The sequence below is a fragment of the Pseudomonas sp. MS646 genome (assembly GCF_036693845.1).
GTDB classification, from domain to species: Bacteria; Pseudomonadota; Gammaproteobacteria; order Pseudomonadales; family Pseudomonadaceae; genus Aquipseudomonas; species Aquipseudomonas chlororaphis_E.
The window spans coordinates 5,873,626-5,892,778 of the sequence record NZ_CP144763.1; the positions used below are offsets into that span (position 1 = coordinate 5,873,626).

Below are 19,153 nucleotides of genomic sequence, written 5' to 3' on the forward strand. Positions count from 1 at the left end.
GAATTTACTGTTCGCCCCATGCGGGCGAGCGTTTAGTTAGAGCGCTTAACGCTATTTACCCGACTTGACCTTGGTCCAGCTGCGGGTCATGAGTCGTTGGATCTTGGGCGGCAACTCGGAGTTGACGTACAGCTTGTCGACGACCGCCTGCGGTGGGTACACCGCTTCATCGGTGCGCACTTTCTGATCCATCAGTTCGCCCGCCTTCGGGTTCGGGTTGGCGTAGCCGACGGTGTCGCTCACCTGGGCGATCACCTCAGGCTTGAGCAGGTAGTTGATGAAGGCGTGGGCCTCCTTGACGTTGGTGGCGTCGCGCGGGATCGCCAGCATGTCGAACCAGAGGTTGCCGCCTTCCTTGGGGATCACGTAGGCGATCTCGACGCCTTTGCCGGCTTCGCTGGCACGCGAGCGGGCCTGGAAGATGTCGCCGGAGAAACCGGCGGCCACGCAGATCTCGCCATTGGCCAGATCAGAGATGTACTTGGAGGAATTGAAGTAGGTCACGTACGGCCGGATCTTGAGGAGCTGGGCCTCGGCCTTCTTGTAGTCTTCAGGGTTTTCGCTGTTGGGGCTCAGGCCCAGGTAGTTGAGCATCGCCGGGATCATTTCGTCGCCCGAGTCGAGGAACGACACGCCGCAGCTGGAGAGTTTCTTGATGTTTTCCGGCTCGAACAGCATGGCCCACGAGTCGATCTTGTCGACGCCCAGCACCGCCTTGACCTTCTCGACGTTGTAGCCGATGCCGTTGGTGCCCCACAGGTACGGCACGGCGTACTGGTTGCCTGGGTCGTTACGCTCCAGGCGCTTGAGCAGCGCGGGGTCCAGGTTGGCGTAGTTGGGCAACTGGGCCTTGTCGAGTTTCTGGAACGCCCCGGCCTTGATCTGCTTGCCCAGGAAGTGGTTGGACGGCACGACCACGTCGTAGCCGGTACGACCGGCCAGCAACTTGCCTTCCAGGGTTTCGTTGGAATCGAACACGTCATACACCGGCTTGATGCCAGTGGCTTTTTCGAAGTCCGCCAGGGTGGTCTCGCCGATGTAGTCCGACCAGTTATAAATATGCACGGTGGAAGCAGCCTGGACGCTGACGGCGAGCGTCAGGCCGGCGCCGACCAGCAAGGCGTTGCGTAACAAAGAAAAGACTGGCACGTGGAGGTCCTCTTAAATAGTTGGGCCCAAGTTGCCCCCGTTACCTGGCCACGACAGGCCCTGCAACAAAACCGGCGCGCAACTTACCCTCGATAAACCGATCCAGCAAAACTTTTAATTATTCTTGGCTTCCTGTTGCCGCCGCCCTGGAGGGTGACGGCGACAGGAAAGTACTTCAGGCCGGCTTACTTGCCGGATTTGATCTTGGTCCAGCTGCGGGTCAGGATCCGCTGGGTGGCCGGCGGCAAGTCACTGATCGCGTAGAGCTTGGCCTTCACTTCATCCGACGGGTAGATGTTCGGGTCGCCGGAGATATCTTTTTCCACCAGTGCCGTCGCCGCCTTGTTGCCGTTCGGGAAGCGTACGTTGTTGGTGATCTCGGCCATGATTTCCGGCTTCAGCAGGAAGTTCATGTACTGGTAGGCCGCGTCGACGTTTTCGGCGTCCTTGGGAATGGCGACCATGTCATAGAAGGAACCGGCGCCCTCTTTTGGAATGGCGTAGGCCACCTTGACCTTGCCACCCGCTTCGGCAGCGCGGGACTTGGACTGTTCGATATCGCCCGAGTAACCCACGGCGACGCAGATGTTGCCGTTGGCCAGGTCAGAGATGTACTTGGACGAATGGAAATAGCTGATCGAAGGACGGATCTTGAGGAACAGTGCCTCGGCGTCGGCCAGTTGCTTCTTGTCCTGGCTGTCGGTCGGGTAGCCCAGGTAGTGCAACGCCACCGGGATCATTTCGGTCGGTGAGTCGAGGAAACTCACGCCGCAGCCCTTGAGCTTGGCGATGTTCTCCGGCTTGAGCAGGGTGTCCCACGAGTCGATCTTGTCGACGCCCAGCGCGGCCTTGACCTTCTCCGGGTTGTAGCCGATACCGATGGTGCCCCACATGTAAGGGAAGGCATGCTGGTTGCCCTTGTCGCTGGCATCGCCAACGGCCTTGAGCAGGTCGGTGTCGAGATTCTTCCAGTTGGTCAGCTTGGACTTGTCCAGTGGCTGGTAGACGCCGGCCTTGATCTGCTTGGCCAGGAAGTTGTTCGACGGCACCACGATGTCATAACCGGATTTGCCGGCCAGCAACTTGGCTTCGAGGGTTTCGTTGCTGTCGAACACGTCGTAGACGACCTTGATCCCCGTTTCCTTCTCGAACTTGGCGACGGTGTCCGGCGCAATATAGTCGGACCAGTTATAGACGTGCAGCACTTTGTCGTCCGCCTGGACGGCACCCGCCATCGCGCCCACCAGGGACATGGCGAGGAGGGTCTTGCCAGCTATCTTCATACCTAATGCCTTCATGGATTGATGCTCCAGTTATTCTTTTTAGCCACGTTCAGTAGCCGGCTCGCGGGCAACTTGAACAGTCGGTAGTCTGGCAAGTTACAGGGCAGGCTTTCAACACAAGCCCGGCCTTTTGTTCGCACTGGGCGAGGCCCTTGTAAGCGCCTCGCTCAGAGCCTAGGCTCCGTCTGAAAAGCCTTGATACTCGTTCATGCTGCGTTGAAAAACGGCTCGGAATGCTCATTTACTCCAGTAAACTCCGCTTCCTCGCCGGTTTTCGCCTTGCCTGACCTTCGTCTCAAGACTTTTCAAACAGAGCCTAGCACTTAGCCTTGCAACGCACTGAGGGTCAGGTCCAGGCACTGCCGCGCCTTGGTCACCAGTTCGTCGATCTCGGCCTTGCTGATCACCAGTGGCGGCGCAATGATCATGGTGTCGCCCACCGCACGCATGATCAGCCCGTTGTCGAAGCAGAACTGCCGGCAGATCATGCCCACGCCCCGACCTTCATAGCGCTTGCGCGTGGCCTTGTCCTGAACCAGTTCGATTGCCCCCAGCAGGCCGACACCCCGGACCTCACCCACCAGCGGATGATCGTTCAGTTCCCGCAAACGCTTCTGCAAATAGGGTGCCGTTTCGTTGTGGACGCGCTCGATGATCTTTTCTTCGCGCAGGATGCGAATGTTCTCCAGGGCCACCGCGGCGGCCACCGGGTGACCGGAGTAGGTGAAGCCGTGGTTGAAGTCGCCCCCTTCATTGAGCACGTCGACCACATCGTCACGCACGATCAGCCCGCCCATGGGGATGTAGCCGGAGGTCAGGCCCTTGGCGATGGTCATCATGTGCGGCTTCAAGCCGAAATGATCGGTGCCGAACCATTCCCCGGTGCGGCCAAAACCGCAGATCACTTCGTCGGCCACGAACAGGATGTCGTACTTGGCGAGGATTTCCTTCACCCGCGGCCAGTAGCTGTCCGGCGGAACGATCACGCCGCCCGCGCCTTGGATCGGCTCGGCGATGAACGCACCGACGTTGTCCACGCCGACCTCCAGGATCTTGGCTTCCAGTTGGTCGGCCGCCCACACGCCGAAGGCCTCCGGGCTCATGTCGCCGCCTTCGCCGAACCAATAGGGCTGGGCGATGTGGACGATGCCCGGGATCGGCAGGTCGCCCTGCTCGTGCATGTAGGTCATGCCGCCCAGGCTCGCGCCGGCCACGGTCGAACCGTGATAGCCGTTCTTGCGGCTGATGATGACTTTCTTGTTCGGCTGGCCCTTGATCGCCCAGTAATGGCGAACCATGCGCAGCATGGTGTCGTTGCCTTCGGAGCCGGAGCCGGTGAAGAACACATGGTTCATGCCTTCAGGGGCGATATCGGCGATGGCCTTGGACAGCTCCAGCACCGGCGGGTGAGCGGTCTGGAAGAACAGGTTGTAGTACGGCAGTTCGCGCATCTGCCGGCTGGCGGCGTCGGCCAGTTCATCACGGCCGTAACCGACGGCCACGCACCAGAGGCCGGCCATGCCATCGAGGATCTGGTTGCCTTCGCTGTCCCAGAGGTAGACGCCCTTGGCGCGGGTGATGATGCGCGGGCCTTTCTCCTTGAGTTGCTTGAAGTCGCTGAACGGCGCCAGGTGATGATCGTTGCTCAGGGCCTGCCATTCGCGGGTTTGCGGGTTGTTGCCGGTCATGCGGATTCTCCTTTCGTATCGGTGGGGGCGAGGCTGGCGCGGCAGCCCCGCCCGGCGCTTCAGACGGCAAAGAGCAGGAATTCCCGCTCCCACGAACTGATGACGCGCTTGAAGTTTTCATGCTCGGCCCGCTTGACCGCGACGTAGCCCGTGATGAATTTCTTGCCCAGGTATTTCTCGATGGTGGCGCTGTTTTCCATGCGCTCCAACGCATCTTCGATGGTCAGCGGCAGGCGCAGGTTCCGGCGTTCGTAACCCCGTCCCACCACCGGCGCACTCGGGTTGATGCCTTCGACCATGCCGATGAAACCGCACAGCAGGCTCGCGGCAATGGCCAGGTACGGGTTGGCGTCGGCGCCCGGCAGGCGGTTTTCCACCCGACGGTTCTGTGGCCCGGCATCCGGCACGCGCAGGCCGACGGTGCGGTTTTCTTCGCCCCACTCCACGTTCACGGGCGCCGAGGTATCCGGCAGGAAGCGGCGGAACGAGTTGACGTTGGGGGCGAACAGCGGCAGCAGCTCGGGGATGAGCTTCTGCAAGCCGCCGATGTGGTGCAGGAACAGCTCGCTCATGGTCCCGTCTTCATTGGAGAAGACGTTCTTGCCGGTGTCCTTGTCGATGATGCTCTGGTGCAGGTGCATTGCACTGCCCGGCTCGCCGGTCATGGGTTTGGCCATGAAGGTCGCGGCCACGTTGTGCTTGAGTGCCGCCTCGCGCATGGTGCGCTTGAACACCAGGATCTGGTCGGCCAGGGACAGGGCGTCGCCATGACGGAAGTTGATTTCCATCTGCGCCGTGCCGTCCTCGTGGATCAGGGTGTCGAGGTCCAGCTCCTGCAACTCGCACCAGTCGTAGACGTCCTCGAACAGCGGGTCGAATTCGTTGGCGGCCTCGATCGAGAACGACTGGCGCCCGGTTTCCGGGCGGCCGGAGCGGCCAACAGGCGGTTGCAGCGGGAAGTCCGGGTCGTCGCTGCGCTTGGTCAGGTAGAACTCCATCTCCGGCGCGACGATCGGCTGCCAGCCTTTGTCGGCGTACAGCTTGAGCACCTTCTTGAGCACGTTGCGCGGCGACAGCTCGATCGGGTTGCCCTGCTTGTCGTAGGAATCGTGGATGACCTGGGCAGTGGGCTCGATGGCCCAGGGCACAAGGAAGACGGCGTTCTCGTCCGGGCGGCATATCATGTCGATGTCGGCAGGATCGAGCAGTTCGTAATAGATGTCGTCTTCGACATAGTCGCCTGTCACGGTCTGGAGCAGGACGCTCTCGGGCAGGCGCATGCCTTTTTCGGCAATGAACTTGTTGGTCGGCGAGATCTTGCCCCGGGTGATACCGGTCAGGTCGCCAATCATGCATTCGACTTCTGTGATCTTGTGGTCTTTCAACCAATCGGTGAGCTGGTCGAGGTTGTTACTCATAAATGCCTCTAGGCGTGAGTTTCCTGACTGCTATTAGTCGTCAGGCGTTGTTTGACGCATCGGCGTCGCGTTGTATTGCCCTTGCTCGGCAGGCATCGCCAAATGCCTGGAAAATCGCAAGGTAGTGCGGGTTAGAGCTTACCGCCCATTCGGGGTGCCACTGCACTCCTAAAGCAAAAGCCTTGCCTTGTATAACCGAAACGGCTTCGATCAGGCCATCCGGCGCCCTCGCTTCAACCCGCAATCCCGGCGCCAGTCGCTCGATGCCCTGGCTGTGGATGGAGTTGACGTCGATCACCGGCGGCAGGCCCAGGCCCGCCAGCACGCCGCCGGGCTGGATATGCACGGCATGGGCCGGGCCGTACTGGATCGCCACCGGCTGGGTGTCGTCTTCACGATGATCGATAAAGGTTCCGACTTCATGAACTTTCTGATGCAGGCTACCGCCAAAGGCTACGTTCATTTCCTGGAAACCGCGGCAGATCCCCAGCACCGGGACGCCTGCCTCGACGGCGGCGCGGATCAGCGGCAGGGTGGTGGCATCGCGTGCAGGATCATGAGCAGTGCCCGGCGCACTGGCAGGGCCATGGTAGTGAAAAGGTTCTACATTGGAAGGAGAGCCGGTAAAGAGAATACCGTCCAGGGCGTCCAGAATAACGGACGGGGAGAACAGATCCGCCAGGGACGCAATCAGCATGGGCAAGCCCTTGGCGGCTGTCGCGACAGCCCGGGAATATTTATCGCCGCTGATGTGATACGCATGCAGGCCCAACTGCCTGGAGCAGGTGGTGACGCCGATTAACGGCAGGCGAGACATGAAGCACCCCGGTATTATTGCTGTTATGGGTTTGAATCGAGCTTAGCCTTGTTCATTTTTTTACACAACACCCCCGTAAAAAATACAACACGGCCCGCTCAAGCCCGCGGTCGACACGACCTTCAAAGGGAAAAAAACGCCCTAAATTGCCTCAAAAAAGCCCCACGAGTGCTTTTTTAGGGCAAAAAAGGCCCTGCTTGACTTCGGCATGCCGTTCGGGTTGACTGGCTTTCGAAGAGATCAATGATTGATATTTTTAACAACAAAGGTGTTGCATCATGTCGGTACCCCCGCGTGCCGTTCAGCTTAACGAAGCGAACGCGTTCCTTAAGGAACATCCTGAGGTTCTGTACGTTGACCTTCTGATTGCGGATATGAATGGTGTGGTGCGCGGCAAGCGCATCGAACGCACCAGCCTCCACAAGGTTTACGAGAAAGGCATCAACCTGCCGGCCTCCCTGTTTGCCCTGGACATCAATGGCTCGACGGTGGAAAGCACCGGCCTGGGCCTGGACATCGGCGATGCCGACCGGATCTGCTACCCCATCCCCGGCACCCTGAGCAATGAGCCCTGGCAAAAGCGCCCCACCGCGCAACTGCTGATGACCATGCACGAGCTCGAAGGCGAGCCGTTCTTCGCCGACCCCCGCGAGGTCCTGCGCCAGGTCGTGACCAAGTTCGATGAGCTGGGCCTGACCATCTGCGCCGCGTTCGAGTTGGAGTTCTACCTGATCGACCAGGAGAACGTGAATGGACGCCCACAACCGCCCCGCTCCCCCATCTCCGGCAAGCGTCCGCATTCGACCCAGGTCTACCTGATTGACGACCTCGACGAATATGTCGATTGCCTCCAGGACATCCTCGAAGGCGCCAAGGAACAAGGCATTCCCGCCGACGCCATCGTCAAGGAAAGTGCCCCGGCGCAGTTCGAAGTGAACCTGCACCACGTCGCCGACCCGATCAAGGCCTGCGACTATGCGGTCCTGCTCAAGCGCCTGATCAAGAACATCGCCTACGACCATGAAATGGACACCACCTTCATGGCCAAGCCGTACCCAGGCCAGGCGGGCAATGGTCTGCACGTTCACATTTCGGTCCTGGACAAAGACGGCAAGAACATCTTTGCCAGCGAGGATCCCGAGCAGAACGCCGCGCTGCGTCACGCGATCGGCGGTGTGCTCGAGACCCTGCCCGCGCAGATGGCCTTCCTCTGCCCGAACGTCAACTCCTACCGCCGTTTCGGCGCCCAGTTCTACGTGCCGAACTCGCCGACCTGGGGCCTGGACAACCGCACCGTGGCCTTGCGCGTACCGACCGGCGCTGCCGATGCCGTGCGCCTGGAACACCGTGTGGCCGGCGCCGACGCCAACCCATACCTGCTGATGGCCTCCGTGCTGGCTGGCGTGCACCATGGCCTGGTCAACAAGATCGAGCCGGGTGCTCCGGTCGAAGGCAACAGCTACGAGCAGAACGAGCAAAGCCTGCCGAACAACCTGCGCGATGCCCTGCGCGAGCTGGACGACAGCGAAGTCATGGCCAAGTACATCGACCCGAAATACATCGATATCTTCGTGGCCTGCAAGGAAAGCGAGCTGGAGGAGTTCGAACACTCCATCTCCGACCTTGAATACAACTGGTACCTGCATACCGTGTAAGCGGTTGCGGTAGAGAAAACGCCGCAGGCCTTCACGGGCTGCGGCGTTTTTTATGGCTGTTCAGCCCAGATGATGAATTGGCTGCCTCCACAATGGTCCGGCTAGACGCAAGACCGTGGCGAGGGAGCTTGCTCCCGCTGGGCTGCGCAGCAGCCCCAAAAAAGGCTTGAGCGATCAACTTGAAGCACCGCAGTGACTGACGTCGGGGCTGCTGCGCAGCCCAGCGGGAGCAAACTCCCTCGCCACAGGTTTCTTTTCCTCACAAGCGCCGCTATGGACCCTCCGCTCGCTCTGCGTACAATGCCCGCAGTCCCGCAGGAGCCACCCATGACGCGCACCGCCACCCCTCGCAAACCCCGCGCACGCAGCCAGGCCCGGATCGACTCGATTCTCGACGCCGCCCGCACGCTGCTTGCCGCCGAAGGCGTGGCCAGCCTGTCGATCTACAGCGTCGCTGAACGCGCCGGGATTCCCCCGTCCTCCGTGTATCACTTCTTCGCCAGCGTCCCTGCCCTGCTCGAAGCCCTGACCGCCGATGTCCACGCCGCGTTCCGCGCCTGCCTGCAAGCCCCCATCGACCATGACGCCCTGAACCACTGGCACGACCTGTCACGGCTGGTGGAACAGCGCATGCTCACCATCTATGGCCAGGACGCCGCCGCCCGCCAATTGATCCTGGCCCAGCATGGCCTGACCGAGGTCACCCAGGCCGACCGCCAGCACGACCTCGAACTCGGCGACCTGATGCACAAGCTCTTCGACCGCCATTTCGCCCTGCCGGCCCTGCCCACCGACGTCGACGTGTTCGCCCTGGCCATGGAACTGGGCGACCGCGTCTACGCCCGCTCGGTGCAGCAACACGGGCAGATCACCCCACGCATGGCCGAAGAAGGCATGCGAGTGTTCGACGCGTACCTGGGCCTGTACCTGCCGCCGTATCTGCCCAAGCGAGAAACAGCCTGATCCCCTCAGTCATCAGCTTTTCATACGTTTAGCGCCTATCGCGCTCACACCGAGTTCCAACTCAGCACCCGTCAAATGGCTGGCGTAATGCGCGCCAAGCTCTGCCTCCCAACTGATCACTTCATCCAGGACATCGGTGGCCTGCTCTGGCGTCAAGGCAAAGTGCAGGCAATGGCTGAGCAGGTTCTCTCGACTGATCACTCGCCCACTGCGACCAACCGCCATCGAAAGGTAGGGTGGTGACGAACCCTCCAGTCCCGGGACTACGTCATACATCGGAGCCAACCGCCAGCGTCCCTCGAGCCAGAGAATGGCGTGATTCTTCGGGTGATCATCGTCATTGCCCACCAGGGCGTTGAAACACATGCGCTTGAACAGTTCACGCAAGTCATCATCCGGCACCCCGCGACGCTGCATCTCGTTGGCAAGCCCGGCATACACCCAGGCGCTGCGATCATTGGATCGCCAATCGGCATCCAGGAGCGTCAGCCCGCTCAGCATCGGTATCCGACGGCCGGACTCGGCAATCGGAAATCGGTCGAATCGTTTGACCAGCAACGTCGAGGGCGCACCGAGGTACAGCGCAGTTTTCGCGACATTCAGTCCCTTGAGCGAAGCGAATGTCATGCAGGCATGTTCCATGGCCGGGACATCACAGGTGTCATAGCGATCACGGGGCTTGGCAAGAATGAAGACGCCCTCATCGTGTAATGTACGCTTGGGCCTTGCGCCCCCCAGCGATGAACGTTGTTTGCGCAACTGGAGGGTTTTGATCGCCTCATCATCCAGTTGGTTATCGAAGATCGCTTCGGTGGCCTCGATGAATGCAGACAACCCCTTAAGGGAGGGCAGCGCTTCCTGGCCGATGCCAACGGGTGGATGCCGGCTTATCCCGGCCATGAGGTTGCCGGCGCGATCGTTGTTGGGGGACTTGAGCAGGTAATCGACAGCCTCCAGATCCGCTCGATGAAGGTCTCTCAAGACACGCTCGCCCCAGCCGTCGGGCATTGAATCATTGATGAAACCGGGCACACCGCGGTTGGTGGCAATGCCGGTAAAAGGCTGGATGCGCAACGGATAACGGATGGGATCTGGCACCCAACGATGCTGGGCAACATACTCCGGGTCGTAGCTGAACTCGCCCCGACCATTATCGATGCTCAATCGCCCCAGCGTGCGGATCTCTCCAGTCTGAGGGTCTTCAACATAAATGTAGGCCCTGGCCATCAGAATTCTCCCTTTACACTGGCCAGGCGTACACGAGCGTTGCGAGGCGCTTGAGTGGATACAAGGGATGAAGCTTCGAGCTGTTGACGGCTTTGGAACACTTCCTGGATCAGCCCCAATTGCCACAGCACCAACATGAATGAGCGCAACTCCACAGTGGGGTCGCCCGCCTCGATTTTGCGCACTGTTCGCTCCGACAGCTTAAGAGAAGCGGCAAGATCTTTCTGCCGCTGCCGGTGTTGAAGCCGCCGACTTTTCACCAGCAGGCCAATGGCGTGGAGCGTGTCGGCACAATCAATAGGAAAAAATCCAGACATAAACGGTGCTCTGAAGCTGCTATGCTTGATAAAACGGACTATAGCACCGCTTAAACAGAATAAATGTTAAAAACAGTCCACTCTTAAAGATCTTATAAATCCCTTTAAATTAGATAAAACGCCTTTTAGTGACGCTAAAAAAGCCCCGAAGGGCTCGCGCCGTTCGGGGCCGTGGGTCACGCACCGCTCACAACTTGGCGATGGACACCTCGGTGGATTTGACGAAGGCGATCACTTCGCTGCCGATTGCCAGCTCCAGCTCTTTCACCGAACGGGTGGTGATGACCGAGGTGACGATGCCGGAGGCCGTTTGCACGTCGATTTCCGAGAGCACGTCGCCTTCGACGATTTCCTTGATGGTGCCTTTGAACTGGTTGCGCACGTTGATGGCTTTGATAGTCATGTTATTTCTCCTGGGGTCGAAATGAGCTGCAAGCTTCGAGCTACAAGCTGCAAGGAAAAGCACGCGCCTCTTCTTGCAGCGTGTCGCTGGCCGCTTGAAGCGGCTTCATTGCGCCCAACGCAACTGCGTGGGCAAGGGTGAAACGGGTTCGGGTTCCGGCGGTTGGCCGGGCAAGGACAGCACACGGTTGAGCACTTCGGTTTCCAGGCTCGCCAGGCGATGAGAGCCGCGAACCCGTGGACGTGGCAGGTCGATGAGCAGGTCGAGGCCGATCTGGCCGTCTTCGATCAGGATGACCCGGTCGGCGATGGCCACCGCTTCGCTGACGTCGTGAGTCACCAGCAACACGGTGAAGCCGTGTGCCTGCCACAGGTTTTCGATCAACTGCTGCATCTCGATACGGGTCAGGGCGTCCAGCGCCCCCAAGGGTTCGTCGAGCAACAGCAAGCGCGGTTGGTGGATCAGCGCCCGGGCCAGGGCCACGCGTTGCTTCTGGCCACCGGACAACGCGGCCGGCCATTCATTGGCACGGTCGGCCAGGCCGACGGCTTCCAACGCCTGCAAGGCTTGCGGCCGCCAGTTGCCCTTGAGCCCAAGACCGACGTTGTCGATGATTTTTTTCCAGGGCAACAAGCGCGCCTCCTGGAACATCAGCCGCGTGTCCTGTTGCACGGCACTCAACGGCGCCGAGCCGGCCAGCAATTGACCCGCGCTGGGTTGGTCGAGGCCGGCCAGCAAGCGCAGCAAAGTACTTTTGCCACAGCCGCTGCGACCGACCACCGCCACGAACTGCCCGGCCGGGATATGCAAGTCGATATCACGCAGCACCGCACGGGTGCCGAAGGTTTTCTGCAACTTGCGCACCGCCAGCGGGATGCCTCGCAGCAGGCGCGGAGGTTGTTGGGCCGTCATGCGACACCTCCCTTGCTCACTTGGTAGGCCGGGTGCCAACGCAACCAGACCCGTTCCAGCCCGCGGGCGGCAAGGTCGGCCAGCTTGCCCAGCACGGCGTACAGAAGAATCGCCAGCACCACAACGTCGGTCTGCAGGAACTCCCGGGCATTCATCGCCAGATAGCCGATGCCGGAACTGGCCGAGATGGTTTCCGCCACGATCAGCGTCAACCACATGAAACCGAGTGCAAACCGCACCCCCACCAGGATCGACGGCAAGGCACCTGGCAGGATCACCTGGCGAAACAGGCTGAAGCCGGACAAGCCATAGCTGCGGGACATCTCCACCAGGGCCGGATCGACATTACGGATGCCGTGATAGGTGTTGAGGTAGATGGGAAACAGCGTGCCCAGCGCCACCAGGAAAATCTTCGCCGACTCGTCGATGCCGAACCACAGGATCACCAGGGGAATCAACGCCAGGTGCGGGACGTTGCGGACCATCTGCACCGAGCTGTCCAACAGGCGCTCGCCCCATTTCGACAGGCCAGTGATAAAGCCCAGGATCAGGCCGATACCGCCGCCGATGGCGAAGCCGACCGCCGCCCGCCAGCCGCTGATGGCCAGGTGCGTCCAGATCTCGCCGCTGCGCACCAGGTTTACCCCGGCCTCGATGACCGCCACCGGGGCCGGCAGGATCCGCGTGGACAGCCAGCCCGCCGACACTGCCAGTTGCCACACCGCCAGCAACAGCAGCGGCACCGCCCAGGGCGCCAGGTTGTGGATAAGTTTTTTCATGGCCGCCTCAGCTCTGTGCGGCGGCTTTGGGGAGAATGTCATTGGCGACCATTTCCCCGAACGGGCTCACGTAGCCCTGGCTCTTGGGCAGTTCCGGGCGCTCCACGTCCAGATGCGGGAACAACAGTTCCGCCACGCGATAGGACTCTTCCAGGTGTGGATAACCCGAGAAGATGAACGTATCGATCCCCAGGTCGGCGTATTCCTTGACCCGCGCGGCGACAGTCGGGCCATCGCCCACCAGTGCCGTGCCGGCACCACCGCGAACCAGGCCGACACCGGCCCAGAGGTTGGGGCTCACTTCCAGTTTGTCGCGCCGACCACCGTGCAGGGCGGCCATGCGTTGCTGGCCCACCGAGTCGAAGCGCGCCAGGGAGGCCTGGGCGCGGGCGATGGTGTCGTCGTCCAGGTGGGAGATCAACCGGTTGGCGGCCTGCCAGGCCTCGGCATTGGTTTCGCGCACGATCACGTGCAAGCGGATGCCGAAGCGCACGGTGCGGCCCAGCTTGGCAGCCTTGGCCCGGACCTGTTCGATTTTCTGGGCAACGGCCTCCGGTGGTTCGCCCCAGGTCAGCACCATTTCCACCTGTTCGGCGGCGAGGTCCTGGGCCGCTTCGGAAGAGCCGCCGAAATACAAAGGCGGACGCGGTTGCTGGATCGGCGGGTAGAGCAACTTGGCGCCCTTGACGCTGATGTGCTCGCCGTCGTAATCCACGGTCTCGCCTTCCAGGACCCGACGCCAGATGCGAGTGAACTCCACCGACGCCTGGTAGCGCGCCTCGTGGTCGAGGAACAGGCCGTCGCCGGCCAGTTCGTCCGGGTCGCCACCCGTCACCAGGTTGAACAACGCGCGCCCGCCGGACAACCGGTCCAGGGTTGCGGCCTGCCGCGCCGCCACCGTCGGGGAAATGATCCCGGGGCGCAGGGCAACGAGGAACTTCAGGCGCTGAGTCACGGGAATCAACGAGGCCGCCACCAGCCAGGAGTCTTCGCAGGAGCGTCCGGTGGGAATCAGCACGCCACCGAAACCCAGCCGGTCCGCAGCCTGGGCGATCTGTTGCAGGTAGCCGTGATCGACGGCGCGGGCGCCTTCGGCGGTGCCAAGGTAATGGCCATCGCCGTGGGTGGGCAGGAACCAGAAAATATTGAGGCTCATGGAGTGGTCTCCTAAGGGGGTCGGATTACTGCGCGTTCGCGACGGCCGCCGGTGGCGTCCAGATCACGTCCTTGATGCTCAAGGGCTTGGGTATCAGCTTGAGTTGGTAGAAGCTGTCGGCGATTTTCTGCTGGGCTGCCACCACGTCGGGTGTGAGGAACGAGGCACCGAACCCCTGGCGTTTCATCGAGGTCAGGGTGATCGGCTCAGGCAGGCCGAGCAGTGGCGACACCTGTTTGGTCACGTCTTCGGGATTGGCCTTGGACCACTCCCCCACGGCACGCACTTCGTCCACCAGGGCGGTGATGACCTGGGGATGCTGCTGCGCATAGGGCTTGGTGGCGAGGTAGAACTGATGGTTGTCGACGATGCCCTGGCCGTCGCGCAGGGTCCGTGCCTGCAACTGTTGCTCGGCGGCGGCCTGGTACGGATCCCAGATCACCCAGGCGTCGACACTGCCGCGTTCGAATGCGGCACGGGCGTCGGCCGGTGGCAGGAAAACGGTCTGGATGTCGGTGTATTTCAGACCTGCATCTTCCAACGCCCGCACCAGCAGGTAGTGGACATTGGAACCTTTGTTCAGCGCGACTTTCTTGCCCTTGAGGTCTTGCACCGACTGGATGGGCGACCCCTTGGGCACCAGGATCGCTTCGCTGGTGGGCGCAGGCGGTTCATACGCCACGTAGAGCAAGTCGGCGCCAGCGGCCTGGGCGAACACCGGCGGGGTTTCGCCGGTCACGCCGAAATCGATGGAGCCGACGTTCAGGCCTTCAAGCAGTTGCGGGCCGCCGGGAAACTCGGTCCATTGCACATCCACGCCTTGGGCGGCCAGGCGTTTTTCCAAGGTGCCCTTGGCCTTGAGCAGCACCAGGGTGCCGTACTTCTGATAACCGATCCGCAAGGTCTCGGCTTGAGCCTGGGTAATAGCGCCGAAGGACACAGCCGCAGCAAACAGAGCGACCAGCCCGCGACGCAAAATGACAGTGCGCATGGCGCCTCTCCTTTTTGCTGTGGGGGTGTGGCTGCACCTGCTTGGCCGTTGGCGGCTGAGTAAGGTGAGTTGAAACTGGGTTTACACGGGGTCAAATGCTCCAGCGAGCACTCAACAGGCGTTCATTCAAGACGTGTGGGTCCAGCGGCCTGGGCCGCCGCGCCATGGCACTGAAAAACTGCTCCAGGGCTTCGTTCAAGCGTTGTTGCAGGGCCGGTGCCAATTGCGCCTGGGCAGTGCCTTCGCCATAGGCGATCTGGCTGTCTTCGGCAAAGATCCCCTGGAGCATTTCCTGGGCCTTGAGGGCCGACAACACCGGCTTGAGGGCGTAGTCCACCGCCAGCATGTGGGCGATGCTGCCTCCGGTGGCCATGGGCAGCACGACCTTGTGGCTCAGCGCTCGCTCCGGCAGTAAGTCCAGCAGCGTCTTCAGCGCGCCGGAAAAAGACGCCTTGTACACGGGCGTCGCGATCAACAGGCCGTCGGCGTTGTCGATCTGCTGGAGCAGGTCGACCACCTTGGGGCTGTCGAAACGGGCATGGAGCAAGTCTTCAGCCGGAAAATCACGCACCTGATAACTGACCACTTCCACACCTTGCTGCTGCAACCAACGTTGCGAGCGTTCCAGCAACACCCCGGAGCGTGAGCGCTGGCTGGGGCTGCCACCGAGTGAGACGACCAACATGCCTGCCATTCCTTAACTGTCACGTGCGATTCGCGGTGGGCGATCTCGCTGCATGAGGCAAACCATAACAGGGGATTCATATATCTTTAAATCATATTTATTCATTTGGTTATTCTTTATATGAATATGAAAGCGACGCTCCTCCAGGCATAAAAAAGGCCGTCGAAACGGCCAAAACCCTTTGGTGCACGGCGTTTCACTGTGGGAGCGGGCTTGCTCGCGAAGGCCATAGGTCAGGTTAAGAAATGTCGCCTGATACACCGCCTTCGCGAGCAAGCCCGCTCCCACAAAGAGACATTGGCGCCTGCCTGCTTATTTAACGATTGGGCTGCGGGGTAAGGCGCAGGTACGGCTTCACCGCGCGGTAGCCCTTGGGGAAACGCTGCTTGAGTTCTTCTTCGTCCTTGAGCGACGGGACGATCACCACTTCATCGCCATCCTGCCAGTTGGCCGGCGTGGCGACCTTGTAGTTGTCGGTCAGTTGCAGGGAATCGATCACCCGCAGGATCTCGTTGAAATTGCGCCCGGTGCTGGCCGGGTAGGTGATGGTCAGGCGAATCTTCTTGTTCGGGTCAATCACGAACAGTGAGCGCACGGTCAAGGTGTCGCTGGCGTTGGGGTGGATCAGGTCGTACAGGTCGGAGACCTTGCGATCGGCGTCGGCCAGGATCGGGAAGTTGACCACGGTATTCTGGGTTTCGTTGATGTCTTCGATCCACTTGTGATGCGAATCCACCGGGTCCACCGACAGGGCAATGGCCTTGACGCCCCGCTGGGCAAACTCATCCTTGAGCTTGGCGGTCAGGCCCAGCTCGGTGGTGCACACCGGCGTGAAGTCCGCCGGATGAGAAAACAGCACGCCCCAGCTGTCACCGAGCCACTCGTGGAAGCGGATCTTGCCGGCGCTGGAGTCCTGTTCGAAATCGGGGGCAATGTCGCCCAGTCTGAGGCTCATGGTAAAGCTCCTGGATGAGATTCTTGTGGAGCCTGACTGTGCCTCGGTTTGGACCGTTTTAAAAAGAATGAATATTGCTTTGGCTAGACTTTTTAAGAATATAAAAAACTGTTCACTGGCACCCACCCACCTATGGGTCCACCATCCTCGACGAGGTTTCGAGAAGGCCTCGAGTTGCTGTAAAGAGGAGAAGTTTCGGGAAAGGCTACAGGGGTGGGCCTGACCCGAAACGCAAAAGCCCCGTCCGGCGCAGGCCGAACGGGGCTTTTTTTGTCGGCCCTGTTTGCCATCCGGGCGAGTAAACACTGTCCCCATGCCAGGATGAGCGGCTAGGATAGGCGGCATGAACACTCAAGCCTTGCTGACTCACCTGCAACATCATCTGCCGGACTTACTGGCGGTGTACCTGTTCGGCAGCCACGCGCAGGGGACCGCCGGGCCTGACAGCGACGTCGACATGGCGGTGCTCCTGGCCGGCCAGGCCGACCCGGTACTGCTATGGCAGCTTTCGGGAGACCTGGCCGATATCGCTGGAAGTCCGGTGGATCTGATTGATCTACGTGGGGCCACAACGGTGATGCAGTACCAGATCGTGACCCGAGGTCGCCGATTGTGGGCCAAAGACGTACAGGCGGGCTTGTTCGAGAGTTTTATTCTCAGCGAGAAAACGGCCTTCGACGCGGCTCGCGCAGGCCTGCTCGAGGATATTCACAAGGAAGGCACCGTGTATGGTCGATGACGTCCTGATCAATAAAGCGGCGAGTATCGAACGCTGTGTGGCCAGAGTGCGGGAGGAATATGACAAGGACCCTGCCACCTTCGCCACGGATTTCACTCGCCAGGACTCAGCCATCCTGAATATCCAGCGTGCCTGTGAAGCGGCGCTGGACATGGGGCAGCATTTGATTCGCCGTGAGCGACTGGGTGTCCCGCAAAGTGCCCGGGACGTGTTCGAGTTGCTTTTTCAAGGTGGCTGGGTGGCGGAAGGCCTGGTGAAAAGCATGAAGAACATGGTGGGTTTCAGGAACATCGCCGTACATGATTACCAGGCCCTGCAACTGCCGATCATGATCGCGATCATCACCCGGCACCTGGACGACTTTCTGGCATTCAGTGCGTTCATTCTGCGCAAAGATGCAACCCGGCCCGCACCATAAGCAACTCGACGCATCAGGACAGAAAGTCTCCCGTCACGATGACCCGAAACGCAAAAGCCCCGTCCGGCGCAGGCCGAACGGGGCTTTTTTTCGTCACGCGAACGCGTGGCTTACAGCAGCGGCAGCGAGTAGCTGACGATCAGGCGGTTTTCATCCTGGTCGCGCTGACCTGGGATGTCGTTGCGCCAGGTGGCGTTTTTCCACATGACGCCAACGTTCTTCAGCGGACCTTCCGGTACGACGTAGCCGACGGTGATGTCACGTTCCCACTCGGAACGGCCAGTGGCCGACAGGTTGGTCTGTGCCACGCCTACACGGCCGGTGGTATCGATGTTATCGCCACGCAGGTAGATAACGCCGGCTGTCAGGCCAGGTACGCCCAGCTTGGCGAAGTCATAGGAGTAGCGACCCTGCCAGGTGCGTTCGCCGGCACGGGCGAACTTGGCGATTTGCATGTCGGTGGTCAGGTAGGCCGACGAGCCATCACCCTGGTTCAGCCAAGGGAAGTCGCTGTCGCCATTGCTGACCTGGTAGCCACCACCGAAGGTGTGTCCACCCACGGTGTACAGGAACAGGCCGCTGTACAGGTTGTTATCGACTTTGCCGCGGGTAATGCCGGTACCGTAGTCACCCGTGGTGTAGTAAGCCGAATCATGGCCATTGGCGCCGTCATCGGTGCTGTGGAAGTAACGCAGATCGGATTTCAGGACGCCTGGGCCGATTGCCCAGCTGTGAACCAGACCCAGGAAGTGCTGCTTGTAGAAGTCTTCCAGGTTGCCGTAGTAGTACTGGGCGGTCAGGTCCTTGGTGATCTTGTAGTCACCACCACCGTAGATGAACTTGTTGCTGTCACGGCCAGCGGCCGTGTGGGCGTTGGCACCGGCAATGGACAACTCTTCGTTGTTGCTGGAGTTACGTCCCTTGGCGTGCTCGATCTGACCGCCGACCAGCGTCAGGTCCTTGATCTCGCCGGAAGTGATCTGGCCACCTTGGAAGGTTTGTGGCAGCAGACGACCGTCGTTGGTTACGATCACTGGCAGTTTTGGCTGCAGGGTGCCCAATTTCAGTTCAGTCTGGGAGATCTTGGCCTTGGCAGTCAGGCCCAGGCTGGAGTAGTTGTCGACAGCCTTGCCGTTGGACTCGCTTGGGAAGACCGTACCGCCGTAGGAGGTTGCAGTGGCGCCGTTGGAACCGCCGCCCGAATCCAGCTTGATGCCCAGCAGGCCAATGGCATCCAGACCGAAGCCTACGGTGCCTTGGGTGTAGCCGGAGATGAAGCGCAGGTCAAAACCCTGGCCCCATTCTTCGCTCTTGCTTTGAACGCCGTTAGCCTTGTTGCGAGGGGCGTTGGCGTCGGAGTCACGGTTGTCCGTGTTGATGTAGAAGTTACGCAGACCCAAGGTAGCCTTGCTGTCTTCGATAAAACCGGCGGCGCCTGCCTGCTGCGCCAGAACCCCAACGGCCACAGCCAGGGCCAAGGTGGACTTGTTCATGCTTCGCTCCTCTCGTTTTCTAATTCTTGTGTTTCTTTGGGTGCCGGATCGAATGCCCGGAATCCGCAGATGCGCGATTAGCGCCAGACCGTGACTGACAAGTCA

General features: G+C 60.7%; 19 protein-coding genes. 4 read left to right on the forward strand and 15 right to left on the reverse strand.

Features of this window, described 5'->3' with window-relative positions; genetic code table 11:
* Positions 1-51 precede the first annotated feature (51 nt).
* The 5 genes from V3H56_RS26065 to V3H56_RS26085 form a co-directional block, all read right to left on the reverse strand.
* Positions 52-1,149, reverse strand: a complete 1,098-nt coding sequence (locus tag V3H56_RS26065; protein WP_042729315.1) for a polyamine ABC transporter substrate-binding protein — start codon at positions 1,147-1,149, stop codon at positions 52-54.
* Positions 1,150-1,334: 185 nt separating this feature from the next.
* The gene (locus V3H56_RS26070; protein WP_042729316.1) at positions 1,335-2,447 is read right to left on the reverse strand and encodes a polyamine ABC transporter substrate-binding protein; all 1,113 of its coding nucleotides are present in this window, start codon (positions 2,445-2,447) and stop codon (positions 1,335-1,337) included.
* A 308-nt stretch (positions 2,448-2,755) separates the two neighbouring features.
* Positions 2,756-4,120, reverse strand: coding sequence for an aspartate aminotransferase family protein (locus V3H56_RS26075; RefSeq protein WP_042729317.1), 1,365 nt, complete (start codon positions 4,118-4,120; stop codon positions 2,756-2,758).
* Between the two features lie 59 nt (positions 4,121-4,179).
* Positions 4,180-5,538: a glutamine synthetase family protein gene (locus V3H56_RS26080; protein WP_042729318.1), complete on the reverse strand. Its 1,359-nt coding sequence runs from the start codon at positions 5,536-5,538 to the stop codon at positions 4,180-4,182.
* 40 nt (positions 5,539-5,578) lie between these two features.
* Positions 5,579-6,355 (reverse strand): gamma-glutamyl-gamma-aminobutyrate hydrolase family protein, encoded by a 777-nt coding sequence (locus tag V3H56_RS26085; protein ID WP_042729319.1) that lies wholly within the window; start codon positions 6,353-6,355, stop codon positions 5,579-5,581.
* A gap of 278 nt (positions 6,356-6,633) precedes the next feature.
* Between V3H56_RS26085 and V3H56_RS26090 the strand changes: the two genes are divergently transcribed.
* Together V3H56_RS26090 and V3H56_RS26095 are read left to right on the forward strand one after the other, a co-directional pair.
* Positions 6,634-8,010, forward strand: coding sequence for a glutamine synthetase family protein (locus V3H56_RS26090; RefSeq protein ID WP_042729320.1), 1,377 nt, complete (start codon positions 6,634-6,636; stop codon positions 8,008-8,010).
* A 327-nt stretch (positions 8,011-8,337) separates the two neighbouring features.
* Positions 8,338-8,973: a TetR/AcrR family transcriptional regulator gene (locus V3H56_RS26095; RefSeq protein ID WP_042729321.1), complete on the forward strand. Its 636-nt coding sequence runs from the start codon at positions 8,338-8,340 to the stop codon at positions 8,971-8,973.
* A 12-nt stretch (positions 8,974-8,985) separates the two neighbouring features.
* On the opposite strand, the gene V3H56_RS26100 is transcribed toward V3H56_RS26095, so the two are convergent.
* The 9 genes from V3H56_RS26100 to V3H56_RS26140 form a co-directional block, all read right to left on the reverse strand.
* Positions 8,986-10,200 carry a type II toxin-antitoxin system HipA family toxin gene (locus V3H56_RS26100; protein WP_042729322.1) on the reverse strand — a complete coding sequence of 405 codons (1,215 nt, stop codon included), beginning with the start codon at positions 10,198-10,200 and terminating at the stop codon, positions 8,986-8,988.
* A complete protein-coding gene (locus tag V3H56_RS26105; protein WP_042729323.1) occupies positions 10,200-10,517 on the reverse strand; it encodes a hypothetical protein in 318 nt (105 codons plus the stop codon). The genes V3H56_RS26100 and V3H56_RS26105 overlap by 1 nt, the downstream gene beginning before the upstream one ends.
* A gap of 187 nt (positions 10,518-10,704) precedes the next feature.
* Entirely contained in the window at positions 10,705-10,920 is a 216-nt protein-coding gene (locus V3H56_RS26110) for a TOBE domain-containing protein (protein ID WP_003177394.1), read from the reverse strand.
* A gap of 105 nt (positions 10,921-11,025) precedes the next feature.
* Positions 11,026-11,832, reverse strand: a complete 807-nt coding sequence (ssuB, locus tag V3H56_RS26115) for an aliphatic sulfonates ABC transporter ATP-binding protein (protein WP_042729324.1) — start codon at positions 11,830-11,832, stop codon at positions 11,026-11,028.
* Positions 11,829-12,611, reverse strand: coding sequence for an aliphatic sulfonate ABC transporter permease SsuC (gene ssuC / locus V3H56_RS26120; protein ID WP_047735815.1), 783 nt, complete (start codon positions 12,609-12,611; stop codon positions 11,829-11,831). The genes ssuB and ssuC overlap by 4 nt, the downstream gene beginning before the upstream one ends.
* A gap of 7 nt (positions 12,612-12,618) precedes the next feature.
* Entirely contained in the window at positions 12,619-13,767 is a 1,149-nt protein-coding gene (gene ssuD / locus V3H56_RS26125) for an FMNH2-dependent alkanesulfonate monooxygenase (protein ID WP_042730184.1), read from the reverse strand.
* A 25-nt stretch (positions 13,768-13,792) separates the two neighbouring features.
* A complete protein-coding gene (locus tag V3H56_RS26130; RefSeq protein ID WP_042730185.1) occupies positions 13,793-14,758 on the reverse strand; it encodes a sulfonate ABC transporter substrate-binding protein in 966 nt (321 codons plus the stop codon).
* Positions 14,759-14,849: 91 nt separating this feature from the next.
* Positions 14,850-15,443: an NADPH-dependent FMN reductase gene (gene ssuE, locus V3H56_RS26135; protein ID WP_042730186.1), complete on the reverse strand. Its 594-nt coding sequence runs from the start codon at positions 15,441-15,443 to the stop codon at positions 14,850-14,852.
* A 316-nt stretch (positions 15,444-15,759) separates the two neighbouring features.
* Positions 15,760-16,398, reverse strand: coding sequence for a peroxiredoxin (locus V3H56_RS26140; protein ID WP_047735814.1), 639 nt, complete (start codon positions 16,396-16,398; stop codon positions 15,760-15,762).
* Positions 16,399-16,741: 343 nt separating this feature from the next.
* Between V3H56_RS26140 and V3H56_RS26145 the strand changes: the two genes are divergently transcribed.
* Entirely contained in the window at positions 16,742-17,137 is a 396-nt protein-coding gene (locus V3H56_RS26145) for a nucleotidyltransferase domain-containing protein (RefSeq protein ID WP_042730187.1), read from the forward strand.
* Positions 17,127-17,555 (forward strand): DUF86 domain-containing protein, encoded by a 429-nt coding sequence (locus V3H56_RS26150; protein ID WP_042730188.1) that lies wholly within the window; start codon positions 17,127-17,129, stop codon positions 17,553-17,555. Before V3H56_RS26145 ends, V3H56_RS26150 begins: the two co-directional genes overlap by 11 nt.
* Positions 17,556-17,665: 110 nt before the next feature.
* Here V3H56_RS26150 and V3H56_RS26155 read toward each other — a convergent pair whose 3' ends face one another.
* Positions 17,666-19,048, reverse strand: a complete 1,383-nt coding sequence (locus V3H56_RS26155; protein ID WP_042730189.1) for an OprD family porin — start codon at positions 19,046-19,048, stop codon at positions 17,666-17,668.
* Between the last annotated feature and the right edge of the window lie 105 nt (positions 19,049-19,153).

Coding starts and splice junctions, on each gene's coding strand:
- V3H56_RS26070 (WP_042729316.1), bottom strand. CDS start 2,447: ATGAAGGCATTAGGTATGAAGATAGCTGGCAAGACCCTCCTCGCCATG.
- V3H56_RS26075 (WP_042729317.1), bottom strand. CDS start 4,120: ATGACCGGCAACAACCCGCAAACCCGCGAATGGCAGGCCCTGAGCAAC.
- V3H56_RS26080 (WP_042729318.1), bottom strand. CDS start 5,538: ATGAGTAACAACCTCGACCAGCTCACCGATTGGTTGAAAGACCACAAG.
- V3H56_RS26085 (WP_042729319.1), bottom strand. CDS start 6,355: ATGTCTCGCCTGCCGTTAATCGGCGTCACCACCTGCTCCAGGCAGTTG.
- V3H56_RS26090 (WP_042729320.1), top strand. CDS start 6,634: ATGTCGGTACCCCCGCGTGCCGTTCAGCTTAACGAAGCGAACGCGTTC.
- V3H56_RS26095 (WP_042729321.1), top strand. CDS start 8,338: ATGACGCGCACCGCCACCCCTCGCAAACCCCGCGCACGCAGCCAGGCC.
- V3H56_RS26100 (WP_042729322.1), bottom strand. CDS start 10,200: ATGGCCAGGGCCTACATTTATGTTGAAGACCCTCAGACTGGAGAGATC.
- V3H56_RS26105 (WP_042729323.1), bottom strand. CDS start 10,517: ATGTCTGGATTTTTTCCTATTGATTGTGCCGACACGCTCCACGCCATT.
- V3H56_RS26110 (WP_003177394.1), bottom strand. CDS start 10,920: ATGACTATCAAAGCCATCAACGTGCGCAACCAGTTCAAAGGCACCATC.
- ssuB (WP_042729324.1), bottom strand. CDS start 11,832: ATGACGGCCCAACAACCTCCGCGCCTGCTGCGAGGCATCCCGCTGGCG.
- ssuC (WP_047735815.1), bottom strand. CDS start 12,611: ATGAAAAAACTTATCCACAACCTGGCGCCCTGGGCGGTGCCGCTGCTG.
- ssuD (WP_042730184.1), bottom strand. CDS start 13,767: ATGAGCCTCAATATTTTCTGGTTCCTGCCCACCCACGGCGATGGCCAT.
- V3H56_RS26130 (WP_042730185.1), bottom strand. CDS start 14,758: ATGCGCACTGTCATTTTGCGTCGCGGGCTGGTCGCTCTGTTTGCTGCG.
- ssuE (WP_042730186.1), bottom strand. CDS start 15,443: ATGTTGGTCGTCTCACTCGGTGGCAGCCCCAGCCAGCGCTCACGCTCC.
- V3H56_RS26140 (WP_047735814.1), bottom strand. CDS start 16,398: ATGAGCCTCAGACTGGGCGACATTGCCCCCGATTTCGAACAGGACTCC.
- V3H56_RS26145 (WP_042730187.1), top strand. CDS start 16,742: ATGAACACTCAAGCCTTGCTGACTCACCTGCAACATCATCTGCCGGAC.
- V3H56_RS26150 (WP_042730188.1), top strand. CDS start 17,127: ATGGTCGATGACGTCCTGATCAATAAAGCGGCGAGTATCGAACGCTGT.
- V3H56_RS26155 (WP_042730189.1), bottom strand. CDS start 19,048: ATGAACAAGTCCACCTTGGCCCTGGCTGTGGCCGTTGGGGTTCTGGCG.